Genomic DNA, 16,675 nt, shown 5'->3' on the forward strand with positions numbered 1-16,675 from the left:
TTTCCATAACCCTCAGGAATTACGACTTTGAATATTCCTGGTGCACTCGCCGCTGAATAATTTCCGGTGTAGCGCACGCGCAGGACTCGAAGATCTTTTTTGATCCAGTCGGCCAACGCGTTAACGAATGCTCCCCCCGTGAAATACGAGCCTGTAACATGCCCCAACCGCCACCCGCATCGGAGCCGCACTTGTCCATCCCCCGCCCGCCCCTCCTCGATGAAATCGACCGCCAACTAATCGCCGCCTTGCAGCTCAACGCCCGTGAAAGCGTGGCCATGCTCGCCCGGCAATTGGGGATTGCCCGCACCACGGTGACCTCGCGCCTGGCGCGCCTGGAAAAGACCCAGGTGATTACCGGCTATGGCGTGCGCCTTGGCCAGCGTGTGGTGGATGGTGGGTTGCAGGCGTATGTGGGGATCACGGTGCAACCGCGCTCTGGCAAGGAAGTGCTGCGTCGACTCAGCGCCATGGCCCAGGTCCAGCAGTTGTGTGCGGTCAGTGGTGAGTTTGATTATGTGGCCTGGCTGCGCACCGATTCGCCGGAGCAACTTGATCAACTGCTGGACCAGATCGGCAGTGTCGATGGGGTAGAAAAGACCACCACCTCGATCATCCTTAGCAACAAATTGGATCGTGGGCAGCCAATCTGACCGCCATTTTCGTCACTTCGACTAAAAACAATCCAAAACGACGACACTTTGCGTCTTATTAACGAGCGCTACGCTCCCTAGAATGGCTGCCATCTTTTCCTATACTCCACGGGTCGTGCCCCGTGCAGTTGCCAGCAAGGTCAGCCATGAACGCCACTAACAAGAACAATCGCCACCCTGCAGACGGTAAAAAACCCATCACCATCTTTGGCCCGGACTTCCCGTTCGCCTTCGATGACTGGATCGAACACCCGGCTGGCTTGGGCAGTATTCCTGCCGCCCACCATGGCGCTGAAGTGGCGATTGTCGGTGCGGGTATCGCCGGGCTGGTGGCCGCCTACGAGCTGATGAAGCTGGGCCTCAAGCCGGTGGTGTACGAGGCCTCGAAAATGGGCGGGCGCCTGCGTTCCCAGGCGTTTGAAGGGGCCGAAGGCATCATCGCCGAACTGGGTGGCATGCGTTTCCCGGTGTCCTCTACGGCGTTCTACCACTATGTGGATAAGTTGGGCCTGGAGACCAAGCCCTTCCCCAACCCGTTGACACCGGCCTCCGGCAGCACCGTGATCGACCTGGAAGGCCAGACCCATTACGCACAGAAACTCGCCGACCTTCCTGCGCTGTTCCAGGAAGTGGCTGACGCCTGGGCCGATGCATTGGAAGCCGGTTCGCAGTTCAGCGATATCCAGCAGGCCATCCGCGACCGCGATGTGCCACGCCTCAAAGCGCTGTGGAATACCCTGGTGCCGCTGTGGGACGACCGCACGTTCTACGATTTCGTCGCCACTTCCAAGGCGTTCGCCAAGCTGTCGTTCCATCACCGCGAAGTGTTCGGTCAGGTCGGTTTTGGCACCGGTGGCTGGGACTCGGACTTCCCCAACTCGATGCTGGAAATCTTCCGCGTGGTGATGACCAACTGCGACGATCACCAGCACCTGGTGGTCGGTGGCGTGGCGCAGGTGCCCATGGGGATCTGGCGCCATGTGCCAGAGCGTTGCGCCCACTGGCCAGCCGGCACCAGCCTCAGTTCCCTGCACCACGGCGCGCCGCGGGCCGGGGTCAAGCGCATTGCCCATGCCGCCGACGGGCGTTTCGCGGTGACCGACAATTATGGCGACACCCGGGAATACGCCGCCGTGCTGACCACCTGCCAGAGCTGGCTGCTGACCACCCAGATCGAATGCGACGAAAGCCTGTTCTCGCAAAAAATGTGGATGGCCCTGGACCGCACGCGCTATATGCAGTCGTCGAAAACCTTCGTCATGGTCGACCGGCCTTTCTGGAAGGACAAAGACCCGGAAACCGGCCGCGATCTGATGAGCATGACCCTCACCGACCGCTTGACCCGTGGCACCTACCTGTTCGACAACGGCGACGACAAGCCGGGGGTCATTTGCCTGTCTTACTCGTGGATGAGCGACGCCCTGAAAATGCTGCCGCAGCCCATTGATAAACGGGTCAAGCTGGCCCTCGATGCGCTGAAAAAGATCTACCCGAAAGTCGATATCAAGGCGCGCATCATTGGCGACCCGATCACCGTTTCCTGGGAGGCCGACCCGCATTTCCTCGGTGCTTTCAAGGGCGCGTTGCCGGGCCACTATCGCTATAACCAGCGCATGTACGCGCACTTCATGCAAAAGGATATGCCGGCCGAGCAGCGCGGGATTTTCATCGCCGGCGACGACGTATCCTGGACCCCAGCCTGGGTCGAAGGCGCAGTGCAAACCTCGTTGAACGCGGTTTGGGGCATCATGACCCACTTCGGTGGCAGTACCCACCCGCAAAACCCGGGGCCTGGGGATGTGTTCGATGAGATCGGCCCCATCGCCCTAGCCGAATAAGGAGTCAAGCCATGCGTGTCGCCCTGTACCAATGCCCGCCATTGCCACTGGATGTAGCCGGCAATCTCAAGCGCCTGCACCACGTCGCCCATGAAGCGGGCGATGCAGACCTGTTGGTGCTGCCGGAAATGTTCCTCACCGGCTACAACATTGGTGCGGAAGCGGTGGGCGCGCTGGCCGAGACGCAGGATGGACCGGCAGCGCAAACCATTGCCGAACTGGCGCGCAATGCGGGTCTGGCGATTCTTTATGGCTACCCGGAGCGGGCCGAGGACGGGCAGATCTACAACTCTGTGCAACTGATCGATGCCACTGGCCAGCGCCGGTGCAACTACCGCAAGACGCACCTGTTCGGCGACCTCGATCACTCGATGTTCAGCGCCGGCGGCGACGAGTTCCCTATCGTCGAATTGAACGGCTGGAAGCTGGGGTTCCTCATCTGTTACGACCTGGAGTTCCCGGAAAACACCCGGCGCCTGGCCCTGGCCGGTGCCGAGTTGATCCTGGTACCGACGGCCAACATGGTGCCCTTCGACTTCGTTGCGGACGTCACCGTGCGGGCACGGGCCTTTGAAAACCAGTGCTATGTGGCCTACGCCAACTACTGTGGGCATGAAGACCAGATCCAGTATTGCGGGCAAAGCAGCATCGCCGCGCCGAATGGCCAGCGTGTCGCCCAGGCCGGCCTGGATGAAGCGTTGATCGTCGCCACCCTCGACCATCAGTTGATACGTGACGCACAAGCGGCCAATCACTACCTCGCAGACCGACGCCCCGAGCTTTATGCCGCGCTGCACAAGCACTGACCACTGCGCTTTGCGCTAGCATAGGCACTTCCTACGTTCTGGAAGTGCTCATGCCTGTGCCGGCCCACCCTCATCACCTGCAACTGACCCTGGCCAATGGCCTGCGCGTTTCCCTGCGTCACGCCCCACGTCTCAAGCGCTGTGCCGCGGCCCTGCGGGTAGCGGCCGGCAGCCATGATGTGCCGTTGGCCTGGCCGGGGCTGGCGCACTTTCTGGAGCACCTGCTGTTTCTCGGCACCGAGGCTTTTCCTACGCCTGACGGTTTGATGGCCTACGTGCAACGCCACGGTGGGCAGGTCAACGCCAGCACCCGCGAACGCACCACCGACTTCTTCTTCGAAGTGCCCACCCCAGTGTTTGGCGACGCGCTGCAGCGTCTGGTGGATATGCTCGCTCACCCGCGCCTGGCGATGGATGATCAGCTGCGCGAGCGTGAGGTATTACAGGCAGAGTTTGTCGCCTGGGCCCAGGATGCCGAGGCACAGCATCAAGTGGCGATCCTCGAAGGCCTCGCTGCCGCGCATCCACTGCGGGGTTTCCATGCGGGCAATCGCGACAGCCTGCCGGTGCCACACGAGGACTTCCAACACGGTTTGCTGGGGTTTTATCAAGACTTCTATCACACAGGGCAAATGACCCTGAGCCTTGCCGGCCCGCAATCGCTTCAGGAGCTGCAAGCCTTGGCCCAGCACTTTGGCGATCACCTGCGCGCTGGCCCGCTGCGCCTGCAGCAGGCACCGCCGGCGTTGATGGACAGCGATAAACAGCGCTATCAACACCTGGATAAACAGCATCTGCACCACCTCATCGCCTGCAACGCGCCCCGCGAAGCCTTGGACTTCCTCTGCACCTGGCTGAATGCGCAGGCACCTGGTGGTTTGCTGGCCGAGTTGAAAACCCGTGGCTGGGTAAGCGCGCTGCACGCCAGGGTGCCGTACCAGTTCGCCGGGCAGGCGCTGCTGGATATCGAGTTCACCCTGGGGCCCAAGGGTTCACAACAAGTCCCGGCAATCGAAGCACTATTGAACGACTGGTTGAGCTTTTTCGCCCACAGCGACTGGGCTGCGCTGCGCGAAGAATATGCCCGGCTGATCGACCGCCAACAGCAAATCAGTGGCGCCTTGGGCCTGGCCCGTCAGGACAGTGAGAACCTTCAAGCTCAGTTGTCCGAGCCGCACTGCCAAGCCCTCAAGGCCATGCTGATTGCACTGCAACCGTCGCCCGCGCAACAGGCCTGGCAGCTCCCGCCAGGCAACCCATTCCTGCAACGGTCACCCCAGGAACACCGCCCCGGGCTGATTCGCGGGCAGACCAGCGCCCATCGGGGCTTGCGCACCTTCGCCCAGGATCGCTCCCGTGGCCGGCGCGAGCTGCCAGGCCTGTCGTTCAGCCAAGCATTGCCGGCCGATAGCGACGAAGGCGCCCTCTACCTGCGCTGGCAACTGGATTCGCCCGCACATGGCTTGGGCAACAGCCTGCAAACACTGCAAACCAACGCCCGTCAGGCCGGGGTGCAAGTGTCCTGGGAAGCCGTAGGCAATGCCTGGCTGCTGAAAATGAGCGGGCTGCATGAACCCATGCCCGCTATCGTCGAGCAACTGGCACGCGACCTGACCCAGCCTGACGCCGACCTTTGGCAGGACGCACTCGCCAGGCCGGCGCCGCAGATGGCCATTCGCGAGCTGCTCAAGGCATTGCCGGCCTGCTTTGCCGACATCGCTGACGTCACCGCGCCACCTGACCGTTGGGCCACCGCCCGCTGGCAAGGCCTGGGCATGGGCCTGCCGGCTGCATGCGAAATGGCCATCAACAATGCGGCGGCACGCCTCCCCGGGCACTGTGCCGACAGTGAGCACAAAGCCCAGCCCATCAACGGCCCGCATCGCTGGCACACCGTCGCAACCGATGGCGACGAAGCCGCCTTGCTGCTGTTTTGCCCGACACCCAGCCAGTCCCTCGCCGACGAGGCCGACTGGCGGTTGCTCGCTCACCTGGCGCAAACCCCGTTTTACCAACGCCTACGTGTCGAGTTGCAAGTGGGCTACGCGGTATTCAGTGGCATCCGACAGTTCAATGGGCAAACCGGCCTGCTGTTGGGCGTGCAATCACCCAATGTCGCGCTTGCGGGCCTGCTCGAGCACATCCAGGCCTTTCTCAAGCAACTGCCAGCGTTGATCGGTGGGAGTAACGACTTGGGCAACACCACCCTGGCCCAGCAGTTCTCGCCACAAACACTGCCCACCGCCCAAGCCGCGGAGTTGCTCTGGCAGGCGCATTTGGCGGGGCGTGGCGCGGACTATCTTGAGCAACTGCAACAGATGATCCAGGCGCGCAACCGGCAGAACCTGGTGGATGCGGCGCAGCGACTCGAGCAAGCCGCCGGCGGCTGGCACTGCCTGGCCAATGGTGCGGCGGTGAGCGATGACTGGCAGATATGATTCTGATCGTTGCCGATGCTGCAACAGGCTTTTTCCACCAAGACAGCGCTAGCTTGACGAGAAATGAGTAATATTCCGCCACGCATCTGAACATCTCCGCTTGGAGGTGGACTATATGTATTACTTGGTAGTAAACGTCCCATCCCTTCGTAGGAGTATGAATATGACCTGGTCCAAACCTGCTTACACTGATCTGCGTATCGGTTTTGAAGTCACCATGTACTTCGCCAGCCGCTGAGTGCTTTTGTATTGCAATGCAACGCCTCGGCTCGCCGGGGCGTTTTTATTTTGAGTCTTGTGTGAAGGAGCGGCGATGTTTGTCCAGATTCTAGGTTCGGCGGCCGGTGGCGGTTTCCCGCAGTGGAACTGCAACTGCGTGAACTGCGCCGGCTTTCGCGATGGCAGCCTGCGGGCCCAGGCACGAACCCAATCGTCCATCGCCCTGTCCGACGATGGCGTGAACTGGGTGTTATGCAACGCCTCGCCGGATATCCGCGCGCAACTGCAAGGTTTTGCGCCGATGCAACCGGGCCGAGCACTGCGCGATACCGGGATCAGCGCAATCATCTTGATGGACAGCCAGATCGACCACACCACCGGCCTGCTCAGCTTGCGCGAAGGCTGCCCGCACCAGGTGTGGTGCACCGACATGGTCCACGAAGACCTGAGCACCGGATTCCCGCTGTTCACCATGTTGACTCACTGGAATGGCGGCCTCGATTGGCAGCGCATCGAGCTGGATGCCAGCTTCACTATTCCCGCCTGCCCCAACCTGCGCTTCACCCCGCTGCCTCTGCGCAGTGCCGCGCCGCCCTACTCGCCCCATCGGTTCGACCCGCACCCCGGTGACAATATCGGCCTGATCGTCGAAGACCTGCGCACCGGCGGCAAACTGTTCTACGCCCCCGGCCTGGGCAAGGTAGACGCGCCGCTCTTGGAGATCATGGCCGGCAGCGACTGCCTGTTGGTGGATGGCACGATGTGGGATGACGATGAAATGCAGCGCCGTGGTGTCGGCACCCGCACCGGCCGCGAAATGGGCCACCTGGCACAAAACGGCCCCGGCGGCATGCTGGAGGTACTGGAGCAACTGCCCAAGCAGCGCAAGGTGCTTATCCACATCAACAACACCAACCCGATCCTCGACGAAGACTCTGCCGAGCGAGCCGAGTTGGCGCGGCGCAATGTAGAAGTAGCCTACGACGGCATGAGCATTGAACTGTAGGAGAGCCCCAATGACCGATACACCGCTGAACCCCGCCGACTTTGAACAGGCCTTGCGGGCCAAGGGCGCCTTCTACCATATCCATCACCCCTACCATGTGGCGATGTATGAAGGCCGGGCCACCCGCGAGCAGATTCAGGGCTGGGTCGCCAACCGGTTCTACTACCAGGTGAACATTCCGCTGAAAGACGCCGCGATCCTGGCCAACTGCCCGGACCGGGAAATCCGCCGCGAATGGATCCAGCGCCTGCTCGACCATGATGGCGCCCCCGGCGAAGACGGCGGTATCGAAGCCTGGCTGCGCCTGGGCCAGGCCGTGGGCCTGGACCCGGATCAACTGCGCTCCCAGGAACTGGTGCTGCCCGGCGTGCGGTTTGCCGTCGATGCCTACGTCAATTTCGCCCGCCGGGCCAGTTGGCAGGAAGCCGCCAGCAGCTCGCTGACCGAGCTGTTCGCCCCGCAGATCCACCAGTCGCGCCTCGACAGCTGGCCCCAGCATTACCCATGGATCGACCCTGCCGGCTACGAGTATTTCCGCACCCGCCTGGGCCAGGCCCGACGTGATGTAGAGCAGGGGCTGGCGATCACGCTTGCGCACTACACCACCCGCGCCGGCCAGGAGCGGATGCTGGAGATTCTCCAGTTCAAACTGGACATCCTTTGGAGCATGCTCGATGCCATGAGCATGGCCTACGAACTGAACCGCCCGCCTTATCACAGCGTGACCGCGCAGCGGGTCTGGCATAAAGGGATCACCCTATGAGTTTTGACCGCAGCAAAAAGCCGACGTGGCGCCAGGGCTATCGCTACCAGTACGAGCCGGCGCAGAAAGGCCATGTGTTGCTGTACCCCGAAGGCATGATCAAGCTCAACGACAGTGCTGCGTTGATTGGTGGCTTGATCGACGGTGAGCGCAGCGTGGCAGCGATCATTGGCGAGCTGGAGCAGCAATTCCCCGGCGTGCCCGAACTCGGTGAAGACATCGAGCAATTCATGGAGGTCGCACGTGCAGAGCACTGGATCGAACTTGCCTGAAAAGCCCGAGATTGGCCTGCCGCTATGGTTGCTCGCCGAGCTGACCTATCGCTGCCCGCTGCAGTGCCCGTATTGCTCCAACCCGCTGGACTTCGCCGAGCAGGGTAAGGAGTTGAGCACCGAACAGTGGATCAAGGTGTTTCGCGAGGCCCGGGAGATGGGTGCGGCACAGCTGGGGTTTTCCGGCGGTGAGCCGCTGGTGCGCCAGGATCTTGCCGAACTGATCGGCGAAGCCCGCAAGCTGGGGTTCTATACCAACCTGATCACCTCCGGCATCGGCCTGACCGAGCAGAAGATCAGCGACTTCAAAAAGGCTGGCCTGGACCATATCCAGATCAGTTTCCAGGCCAGCGACGAGCAGGTGAACAACCTGCTGGCCGGCTCCAAAAAGGCCTTCGCACAGAAGCTGGAAATGGCCCGGGCGGTCAAAGCTCATGGTTATCCGATGGTGCTGAACTTCGTCACTCATCGACACAATATCGACAAGATCGACCGCATCATCGAACTGTGTATTGCCCTTGAGGCGGACTTTGTCGAGCTCGCCACCTGCCAGTTCTACGGCTGGGCCCAGCTTAACCGCGTCGGCTTGCTACCGACCCAGGCACAACTGACCCGCGCCGAACGCATCACCAACGAATACCGCGCCAAGCTGCAAGCCGAAGGTCACCCCTGCAAGCTGATCTTTGTCACACCGGACTACTACGAAGAACGCCCGAAGGCCTGCATGAATGGCTGGGGCAGTATCTTTCTGACAGTTACACCAGACGGCACCGCCCTACCTTGTCATGGCGCCCGACAGATGCCGGTGCAGTTTCCCAATGTGCGCGACCACAGCATGCAGCACATCTGGTACGACTCGTTTGGTTTCAACCGCTTTCGCGGCTACGACTGGATGCCCGAGCCGTGCCGCTCGTGCGACGAGAAGGAAAAGGACTTCGGCGGCTGCCGCTGCCAGGCTTTCATGCTGACTGGCGACGCCAGCAACGCCGACCCGGTGTGCAGCAAATCCGCCGATCACGGGATCATCCTCAATGCCCGGCTCGAAGCCGAGCACGCCACGCAGACTATCGAGCAACTGGCTTTTCGCAATGAGCGAAACTCCCGGCTGATCGCAAAAGGCTGAAGGTTTCAGCGCTTGGCGATGATGTATACCGCGTGAATGATGCCCGGGAAGTAACCGCACAAGGTCAGCAGGATATTCAGCCAGAACGCGCCGGCGAAGCCCACTTGCAGGAACACACCCAATGGCGGCAACAGGATGGCGATGATGATACGAATGATATCCATGGGTTCAGCTCCGAAAAATCGGCTCGTGTGAGCCGTACAGCTAATCGACCCTGGCCGCGCGTGAGGGTTCAGTGGAATCTGGCACCGGGCCATCCTCCTCAGGCGAGGATCTCCAACCCGTGCTTTTGCACGATGCTCAGCAACTTGAGCGCCATGCCGCTGGGCTGCTTCTCGCCGGATTCCCATTGCTTGATTGTCGACGCACTGGTGTTCAGGTAACGGGCGAACACCGGTTGGCTGACATGACTGCGCTCGCGCAGTTGCTTGATCTGGTCGGCAGGTATCTGCGCCGGCACAGGCGCAATGCACATCTCATCGAACTCACGAAGGGTGGTCTTGCTGATGGCGCCGATCGAATGCAGCGCGCTGGCCGATTGGTGGATGGACTCCAGTGCTTCACTTTCATATTTTTTGCTCATGATGTTTCTCCACAAACTCCCTGAGATCCAGTAACTGCTGGATCTGTATTTCGTTTAAGCCCTCATAGGCCTTTGCCAATGCCCTAAACCCAGCCAATTCTTTGAGGCTGATATTGCTCTGGTCTTGTTTGGCGAACAGAAACTGATAAACCCAGTAATGCCTGCCCTTCGCCAGGACGATGACGGTTGTGATTGAGGCGTTTCTTCCAAACTCCACCGCCCAAATTATCCGCCTGCCCCCTGAGCATTTGGCCAAATGCCTCGCCCAATTCCATATCACCGATCCAGGCTTTGCGGGCAGCCTCAGCAAAATGTCGGCTTTTGAACAGCCTGAGTTTCATAGGCATCCATTCCTCATAAACATACCACCCAGTGGTACAGACCAGAAAGAGCGCATACAAAAATCCTTGCGCCCTACCGGCACTCCCTGCCGGTGCCCGCTAAAAAGCCATTTATTTCGATGAGGCTCAAGCCTCCTTTTCAATCCAAAAATCACACACAAAAAAACGCCCCCAACCAAAAAAATCAGGCTGGAGGCGCCGCGTATAACGCGAGACGGTTCAGGAATAAAGGTTAAACAGCAATGCCCTTGCGGCACTGCAGTTGGGTGGTATGCACACGGGAAAAAGCGCGGGCCAGACGCAGCAGCATTTCGTCAATATTGCTCTTGCTCACCGTCAGCGCCGGGGTAAAGCGCAGGCAGTCGGGTTGGGGAGCATTGAGGATAAGACCTTCATACAGTGCCGCCTTTACCACCGCATCTGCCGAATCATCTGACAAGCCCAGGCCCAACAAAAGGCCCTGGCCCCGCAGTTCGCCCTGGCCATAGCGGTGGGCAAGGCGCGCCAGGCCTTCGCCCAGGTATTGGCCGGTATCACGCACGTGTTCGAGGAAGCCGTGACCCAGCACGCTATCGAGCACGGCGACGCCGGCAGCGGCCATCAGGGCATTGCCGTGATGGGTACCTTCCAGCTCGCCCAGCTCAAAGCAGCAGGCCTTGCCGCGAGCCAGCAGCGCCGCCAATGGCACTCCGCCGCCCAGGCCTTTGCCCAGGGTGACGATATCGGCGCGCACGCCGTAGTGTTGTTCGGCCAGCAAGGTGGCGCAACGGCCCATGCCGGTCTGCACTTCGTCGAGGATCAGCAGGATGCCCAGCTCCCGGCACAGCCGCTCCACGCCCTTGAGGTAATGCTCGGTGGCCGGAATGACGCCGGCGTCGCTCTGGATCGGCTCCAGCATGATCGCCACAGTGTGCGCATCGACTGCGGCATGCAGGGCTGGCAGGTCGTTGAACGGTACGTGGCAGAAGCCCGGCAGTTGCGGCTCGAAACGATTGTCGCCAGAGGCCGCCAGTGTAGACAGGCTGCGACCATGACAAGCGTTGCTGGCAGTGATGATGCGATAGGCGCCACTGCGATGCAGTTGGCCCCATTTGCGCGCCAACTTGATGGCCGCCTCGCAGGCTTCCGCACCGCTGTTGAGCAGGTAGGCCTGGTCGCTGCCGGTGCTGTGGCACAGGCGGTCCACTAGGTTCAGTTGGCTGCGGTTGTGCAGGCCGCTGCCAGGGTTGATCAGCGCCTGCGCCTGGTCGGCCAACGCGCGCACCAATACCGAAGGGCTGTGGCCAAGGCTGTTGGCAGCACCGCCTTGGGTAAAGTCCAGGTAGGCACGGTCTTCACTGTCCCATAGCCAGGATCCCTGGCCGCGTACGAAAACCTGTGGCGGACGGGCCACGGTGGGCATCAGTGATTGGCTGGAAAGCTCATCACGCAGCATCGGGGTTTTCGCGTCCAGTAACAGATCATCCAGGCTCGGTGCCGGGCGTCGCAGGTTGAACAGGTTCATGCCTGCACACCCCGCAGGTTGTTGGCAACCCTGGATTGGCGCAAGCCCGTCACGTCGTTTTTTGCCTTGCCTATGTAAACACCATCGCTGTAAACGGTATTCATCTCGCTTCTTGGCCCTGTAAGCCCTGTGAATAGGCGCTAGACTAGGCGCCTTGGGGGCGTACAGCCATTTCGATTTTCCAGCTTTTTCGATAAGCATTACTTATGGATTTCAAGCAACTGCGTTATTTCGTCGCGGTGTACGAGGAAGGCCATGTCGGCCGGGCTGCAGAGCGCCTGTCGATCTCCCAGCCGGCCTTGTCACAGCAAATCCGCCAGTTGGAGCAGAACCTCGACGTGAGCCTGTTCGAGCGCAGCAGCAAACGCCTGTTGCCGACCCTGGCTGCCCACACCTTGTACAACCACGCCCTGCCATTGCTCGATGGCATGCAGCAAGCCGTCGAGGCCCTGCGCCACTTCAAGGGCCAGGCGCTGCGTACCTTGGCCATCGGCGTACTGCAAACCGTGCATACCAGCCTGGTACCGCAGATGCTGGAACGGGTACGCAAGGCCCAGCCGCACCTGGTGGTGCAGATCTACGAGTTGACGGGCCTGGAGATCGAACGCCGCCTGCTCAACGGCTCGCTGGACATCGGCATCAGTTACTTGCCGGCACGCCAGCCCGGTTTGCACGGTGTGCTGCTGTATGAAGATGAACTGAAAGTGGTCATCCCATCCGACCATCCCTTGCGTGAATTCAAGAAGGTCTCCCTCAAGCAAGCGGCGGAACTGCCCATGCTGCTGTTGGGGGAAGAGTTCCAGGTCAGGCAGATCTGGCAGGCACAGTTGGCAAATCTGGGGCGCCGGCCACAGGTCCAAGCGGAGCTGAACACCATGGTGGGGATTCTCGACAGCCTGCCCCATACCAAACTGGCGACGGTACTGCCTGGCCGATCCCAGGACGAACACAGCAGCCAAGCGCTGTTGTGGAAGCCCTTGAGCGAGCCACGGGTGCCGCTGAAGGTGGGGCTGGTGTGTCGGGATGTACAACGGCAACAGGCGACGCTTGAGTTGCTGCGCACCTTGCTCGAAGACGTGATGAACGGTCCCCATGGGCCGACGGCCACAGTAGACGGGCTGGCCTGAACTTTTTCGCGGGCAATAAGAAAACCCCGCCGAAGCGGGGCTTTGCAGACTGTTTCCCTGACATCCATTTCACTCCGCCACCCTGGCAGAATCCTACGTGTCCCTGTTGTTGCTTTGCGCTTCCTGCGCGACGTCCATGTGAAGTAGATTAGCTGTGGATCCAATCTGGCGATAGAGGACGATTAGCAGCACGTCACGTAAGAGAATGCTTACACGCCCTCCCCCGCTTAGAACTGCGCTTCGTCCAGCAAGAACAGCGATTCACTGCCGGCTTTGACCGAGGCGCTCAGGGAGTTAATGCGCGGCAGCAGGCGGGCAAAGTAGAAGCGCGCCGTCCCCAATTTGCTGGCGTAGAAGTCTTCCTGGGCCTCTTTACCCAAGGCCGCCTTGGCCATCAGCGCCCACATGTAGGCATAGGCCATGTAGCCAAAGGCGTGCAGATACTCCACCGAGGCCGCGCCGATTTCATTCGGGTTGGTCTTGGCGCGGTCCAGCACCCAGGCGGTCAAGGTGTCGAGCTCGTCCACCGCAGCGCTCAGGGGCTGGGTGAACTCAGCCAGGTCGCTGCTGGCAGTGCTGATGAAATGGCGGATCTCATCGGCAAACAGGGTGTAGAACGCCCCGCCGCTGCCAACGATCTTGCGCCCCATCAAGTCCAGCGCCTGGATACCGTTGGTGCCTTCGTAGATCTGGGTGATGCGCACATCACGCACCAGTTGCTCCTGGCCCCACTCGCGAATGTAACCATGGCCGCCGAAAATCTGCTGGCCGTGCACGGTGGTTTCCAGGCCCAGGTCGGTGAGGAACGCCTTGGAAACCGGGGTCAGCAGCGCCACCAGGTCATCCGCGCGCTTGCGGGTCGCGGCGTCTTCGCTGAACTTGGCGGTGTCCAGTTGCATCGCCACATAAGTGGAGAACGCCCGGCCGCCTTCGTTTGCCGCCTTCATGGTCAGCAACATGCGACGCACGTCAGGGTGGTTGATGATCGGGTCGGCGATCTTGTCCTTGGCCTTGGGGCCGGTCGGCGAACGGCTTTGCAGACGGTCACGGGCGTACTCAACAGCGTTCTGGTAAGAACGCTCGCCAGTCGCCAGCCCCTGGATGCCGACGCCCAGGCGCTCGTAGTTCATCATGGTGAACATCGCCGCCAGGCCACGGTTCGGCTCGCCGACCAGGTAGCCAACGGCTTCGTCGAAGTTCATCACACAGGTCGCAGAGGCCTGGATGCCCATCTTGTGTTCGATCGAGCCACAGGTCACTGGGTTGCGCGCGCCCAGGCTGCCATCGGCATTGACCATGAACTTGGGCACCAGGAACAACGAGATGCCCTTGGGACCGGCGGGGGCGTCCGGCAACTTGGCCAGCACCAGGTGGATGATGTTGTCGGTGAGGTCGTGTTCGCCACCGGTGATGAAGATCTTGGTGCCGCTGACCTTGTAGGAACCGTCCGCCTGAGGCTCAGCCTTGGTGCGAATAATCCCAAGATCGGTACCAGCATGCGGTTCGGTCAGGCACATGGAACCGGCCCACACCCCTGCGTACATATTCGGCAGGTAGGTGGCTTTGAGTTCGTCACTGGCGTGGGTATTGATCGACACACAGGCGCCGGACGTCAGCATGGGGTACAGGCCAAACGCCAACCCCGAGGAGTTGATCATTTCTTCGACCTGGGCCGATACGGCCTTGGGCATGCCCATGCCACCGTAGGCTGGATCGCCACCAACGCCGACCCAGCCGCCTTCGGCGTAGGTCTTGTAGGCTTCGGGGAACCCGGCCGGGGTAGTGACCACGCCGTTGTCCCAGCGGCAACCTTCTTCGTCGCCGCTGCGGCTCAAGGGGGCGATGGTCTTGGCGGTGACTTTGCCGGCTTCCTCAAGGATCGCCTCGACGGTTTCAGCATCCACGGTCTCGGCCAGGGCCGGCAGTTGCGCCCACAGCTTGGCAACCTCGAATACTTCGTTGAGGACGAAGCGCATATCGCGCAGCGGCGCTTTGTAGTCAGCCATGGCAAACCTCGTGAGAACGTTAAAAGTGATTCGGTAGGATCGGTTTCACAGACCCAGAGTGTAACCGAACAACTTTTGTGACACATAGGGTCTGCTTGTGACCAACAAGTATTTTTCAGTCACAACGTTCCCTGTAGGAGCCGGTAACCCGGCGCCTACAAGGCGAACAGTTCGGCAGGCAGGCTCATCAGGCAGTCACTGCCCGCTTCCACCGCCGCGCGATGGGCACTGGTGCGCGGTAACAGGCGCTTGAAATAAAACTCGCAGGTCGCCAGCTTGCCCCGGGCGTAATCGCCATCGCCATTGCCCGCATCCAACTGCGCCTGGGCCACCAGGGCCATGCGCAACCACAGGTAGGCGTGGATGATGTAACCGCTGTACATCAAGTAATCCAGGGCGGCGGCGCCGACTTCATCGGGGTTTTTCATCGCGGCCATGCCGACCTTGGTGGTCAATTCGCCCCATTGCTGGTTCAGCTCATTGAGCTGCGTGAACTGGGCCTTGAGTTGCGGGTGCTCGGCATGCGCCGCGCAAAACTTATGCACAATTTTGGTAAAGCCACGCAGCAACTTGCCCTGACTGCCCAGCACCTTGCGCCCCAGCAAATCCAGGGCCTGGATACCGTTGGTGCCTTCGTAGATCGGCGCGATCCGACAATCGCGCACCAGTTGCTCCATGCCCCACTCACGGATAAAACCGTGGCCACCAAACACCTGCATGCCGTGGTTGGTCACTTCCAGGCCGGTTTCGGTCATAAAGGCTTTGCAGATCGGCGTGAGGAACGCCAGCAAATCCTCCGCTTCCTGGCGTTGCTGCGGGTCGTCGCCCAGGTGTGCGGTGTCCAGCAGTTGCGCGGTGAAGTAAGTCAGGGCGCGGTTGCCTTCGTTGAAGGCTTTCATGGTCAGCAACATGCGCCGCACATCGGGGTGCACGATGATCGGATCTGCCGGCTTATCCGGCGCCTTGGCGCCCGTCAGGGAGCGCATCTGCAAGCGGTCGTTGGCGTACTTGATCGCGCCCTGGAAGCTCGCCTCCCCCAGGCACAGCCCCTGCATGCCCGTGCCCAGGCGCGCATGGTTCATCATGGTGAACATGCAGTTCAGTCCCTTGTTGGCCTCGCCAATCAAGTAACCCTCGGCACCATCGAAATTCAGCACGCAGGTGGCCGAGGCCTTGATCCCCATCTTGTGTTCGATGGAGCCGCAACTGACCCCATTGCGCGCCCCGGAATCGGCGAGGAACTTGGGCACGATAAACAGCGAAATACCCTTGGTGCCAGCAGGCGCATCCGGCAACTTGGCCAACACCAGGTGGATGATGTTTTCGCTCATGTCATGCTCGCCGGCGGAGATGAAGATTTTGCTGCCGGTTACCGCGTAGCTGCCATTGGCCTGGGGCACGGCGCGGGTCTTGATGATGCCCAGGTCCGTGCCGCAATGGGCTTCGGTCAGGCACATGGTGCCCGTCCACTGGCCGGCGGTGAGTTTGCTCAGGTAGGTGTCTTTTTGCTCTGCGGTGCCGTGGGCATGGATCGCCGACATGGCGCCGTGGGTCAGGCCCGGATACATGCCCCAGGAGGTGTTGCTGGAGCCGATCATCTCGCTGAGCACCAAGCCCAGGGAAGACGGCAGGCCCTGGCCGCCGTAGGCCGGGTCCGCCGCCAGGCCGTGCCAACCGCCTTCGACGTATTGTGCGAAGGCTTCCTTGAAGCCTTTGGGGGTGGTCACCACGCCATTGTCGAAATGGCAGCCTTCTTCGTCCCCCGGACGGTTCAACGGCGCAAGCACGTTCTCGCAGAACCTGGCGCCTTCTTCGAGGATCGCGCTGACCATATCCGGGCTGGCCTCGGTGGCCCCCAGGGCAGCGTAGTGAGCTGGGAAATCAAACACGTGATCGATCAGAAAGCGCATGTCACGCAGGGGGGCTTTATAGGCAGGCATGGTGATGTCTCCGGCGGCAGATTGTTTAAACCTACTGCCGCCAGGGGCCCCGGACA

General features: G+C 61.0%; 15 protein-coding genes and 1 pseudogene. 10 read left to right on the forward strand and 6 right to left on the reverse strand.

The features are described from left to right. Positions 1–158: 158 nt before the first annotated feature. From ACO77H_RS25305 to pqqE, 9 genes are all read left to right on the forward strand, one after another. The gene (locus tag ACO77H_RS25305; RefSeq protein WP_169901683.1) at positions 159–653 is read left to right on the forward strand and encodes an Lrp/AsnC family transcriptional regulator; all 495 of its coding nucleotides are present in this window, start codon (positions 159–161) and stop codon (positions 651–653) included. Between the two features lie 146 nt (positions 654–799). After that, complete coding sequence (locus tag ACO77H_RS25310) at positions 800–2,491, forward strand: flavin monoamine oxidase family protein (RefSeq protein ID WP_169953786.1); 1,692 nt, start codon at positions 800–802, stop codon at positions 2,489–2,491. An 11-nt stretch (positions 2,492–2,502) separates the two neighbouring features. Continuing rightward, positions 2,503–3,297 (forward strand): carbon-nitrogen hydrolase family protein, encoded by a 795-nt coding sequence (locus ACO77H_RS25315; RefSeq protein WP_172313560.1) that lies wholly within the window; start codon positions 2,503–2,505, stop codon positions 3,295–3,297. A 50-nt stretch (positions 3,298–3,347) separates the two neighbouring features. Continuing rightward, entirely contained in the window at positions 3,348–5,735 is a 2,388-nt protein-coding gene (pqqF, locus tag ACO77H_RS25320; protein ID WP_432754703.1) for a pyrroloquinoline quinone biosynthesis protein PqqF, read from the forward strand. Positions 5,736–5,898: 163 nt separating this feature from the next. After that, on the forward strand, positions 5,899–5,973 hold the full coding sequence (gene pqqA / locus ACO77H_RS25325; RefSeq protein WP_003194766.1) for a pyrroloquinoline quinone precursor peptide PqqA: 75 nt from the start codon (positions 5,899–5,901) through the stop codon (positions 5,971–5,973). 75 nt (positions 5,974–6,048) lie between these two features. Beyond that, positions 6,049–6,960, forward strand: coding sequence for a pyrroloquinoline quinone biosynthesis protein PqqB (gene pqqB, locus ACO77H_RS25330; protein WP_169953780.1), 912 nt, complete (start codon positions 6,049–6,051; stop codon positions 6,958–6,960). A gap of 10 nt (positions 6,961–6,970) precedes the next feature. Beyond that, the gene (gene pqqC / locus ACO77H_RS25335; RefSeq protein WP_170057637.1) at positions 6,971–7,723 is read left to right on the forward strand and encodes a pyrroloquinoline-quinone synthase PqqC; all 753 of its coding nucleotides are present in this window, start codon (positions 6,971–6,973) and stop codon (positions 7,721–7,723) included. Beyond that, positions 7,720–7,995: a pyrroloquinoline quinone biosynthesis peptide chaperone PqqD gene (gene pqqD, locus ACO77H_RS25340; protein ID WP_032858571.1), complete on the forward strand. Its 276-nt coding sequence runs from the start codon at positions 7,720–7,722 to the stop codon at positions 7,993–7,995. The genes pqqC and pqqD overlap by 4 nt, the downstream gene beginning before the upstream one ends. Beyond that, complete coding sequence (gene pqqE, locus ACO77H_RS25345; RefSeq protein WP_178121186.1) at positions 7,988–9,118, forward strand: pyrroloquinoline quinone biosynthesis protein PqqE; 1,131 nt, start codon at positions 7,988–7,990, stop codon at positions 9,116–9,118. Before pqqD ends, pqqE begins: the two co-directional genes overlap by 8 nt. Positions 9,119–9,123: 5 nt before the next feature. On the opposite strand, the gene ACO77H_RS25350 is transcribed toward pqqE, so the two are convergent. The 4 genes and pseudogenes from ACO77H_RS25350 to ACO77H_RS25365 all read right to left on the reverse strand — a co-directional run bounded on the left by ACO77H_RS25350 (position 9,124) and on the right by ACO77H_RS25365 (position 11,546). Then, positions 9,124–9,282, reverse strand: coding sequence for a YqaE/Pmp3 family membrane protein (locus ACO77H_RS25350; RefSeq protein WP_010207008.1), 159 nt, complete (start codon positions 9,280–9,282; stop codon positions 9,124–9,126). Between the two features lie 98 nt (positions 9,283–9,380). Further along, the gene (locus ACO77H_RS25355) at positions 9,381–9,701 is read right to left on the reverse strand and encodes a helix-turn-helix domain-containing protein (RefSeq protein ID WP_170042213.1); all 321 of its coding nucleotides are present in this window, start codon (positions 9,699–9,701) and stop codon (positions 9,381–9,383) included. After that, a pseudogene (locus tag ACO77H_RS25360) lies at positions 9,685–10,042 on the reverse strand (type II toxin-antitoxin system RelE/ParE family toxin). Before ACO77H_RS25360 ends, ACO77H_RS25355 begins: the two are co-directional and overlap by 17 nt. Positions 10,043–10,274: 232 nt before the next feature. Further along, positions 10,275–11,546 carry an aspartate aminotransferase family protein gene (locus tag ACO77H_RS25365; RefSeq protein WP_169953769.1) on the reverse strand — a complete coding sequence of 424 codons (1,272 nt, stop codon included), beginning with the start codon at positions 11,544–11,546 and terminating at the stop codon, positions 10,275–10,277. Between the two features lie 206 nt (positions 11,547–11,752). Here ACO77H_RS25365 and ACO77H_RS25370 point away from each other — a divergent pair, with 206 nt between their 5' ends. Then, entirely contained in the window at positions 11,753–12,673 is a 921-nt protein-coding gene (locus tag ACO77H_RS25370; RefSeq protein WP_169953768.1) for a LysR family transcriptional regulator, read from the forward strand. Positions 12,674–12,900: 227 nt separating this feature from the next. Here the strand turns inward: ACO77H_RS25370 and ACO77H_RS25375 are convergent, their stop codons facing one another. Both ACO77H_RS25375 and ACO77H_RS25380 read right to left on the reverse strand, forming a co-directional pair. After that, a complete protein-coding gene (locus ACO77H_RS25375; protein ID WP_169953767.1) occupies positions 12,901–14,679 on the reverse strand; it encodes an acyl-CoA dehydrogenase C-terminal domain-containing protein in 1,779 nt (592 codons plus the stop codon). A gap of 155 nt (positions 14,680–14,834) precedes the next feature. Beyond that, entirely contained in the window at positions 14,835–16,619 is a 1,785-nt protein-coding gene (locus tag ACO77H_RS25380) for an acyl-CoA dehydrogenase C-terminal domain-containing protein (RefSeq protein WP_432754704.1), read from the reverse strand. Between the last annotated feature and the right edge of the window lie 56 nt (positions 16,620–16,675).

Source organism: Pseudomonas sp. WMBT8 (assembly GCF_050916005.1).
Classification (GTDB): domain Bacteria; phylum Pseudomonadota; class Gammaproteobacteria; order Pseudomonadales; family Pseudomonadaceae; genus Aquipseudomonas.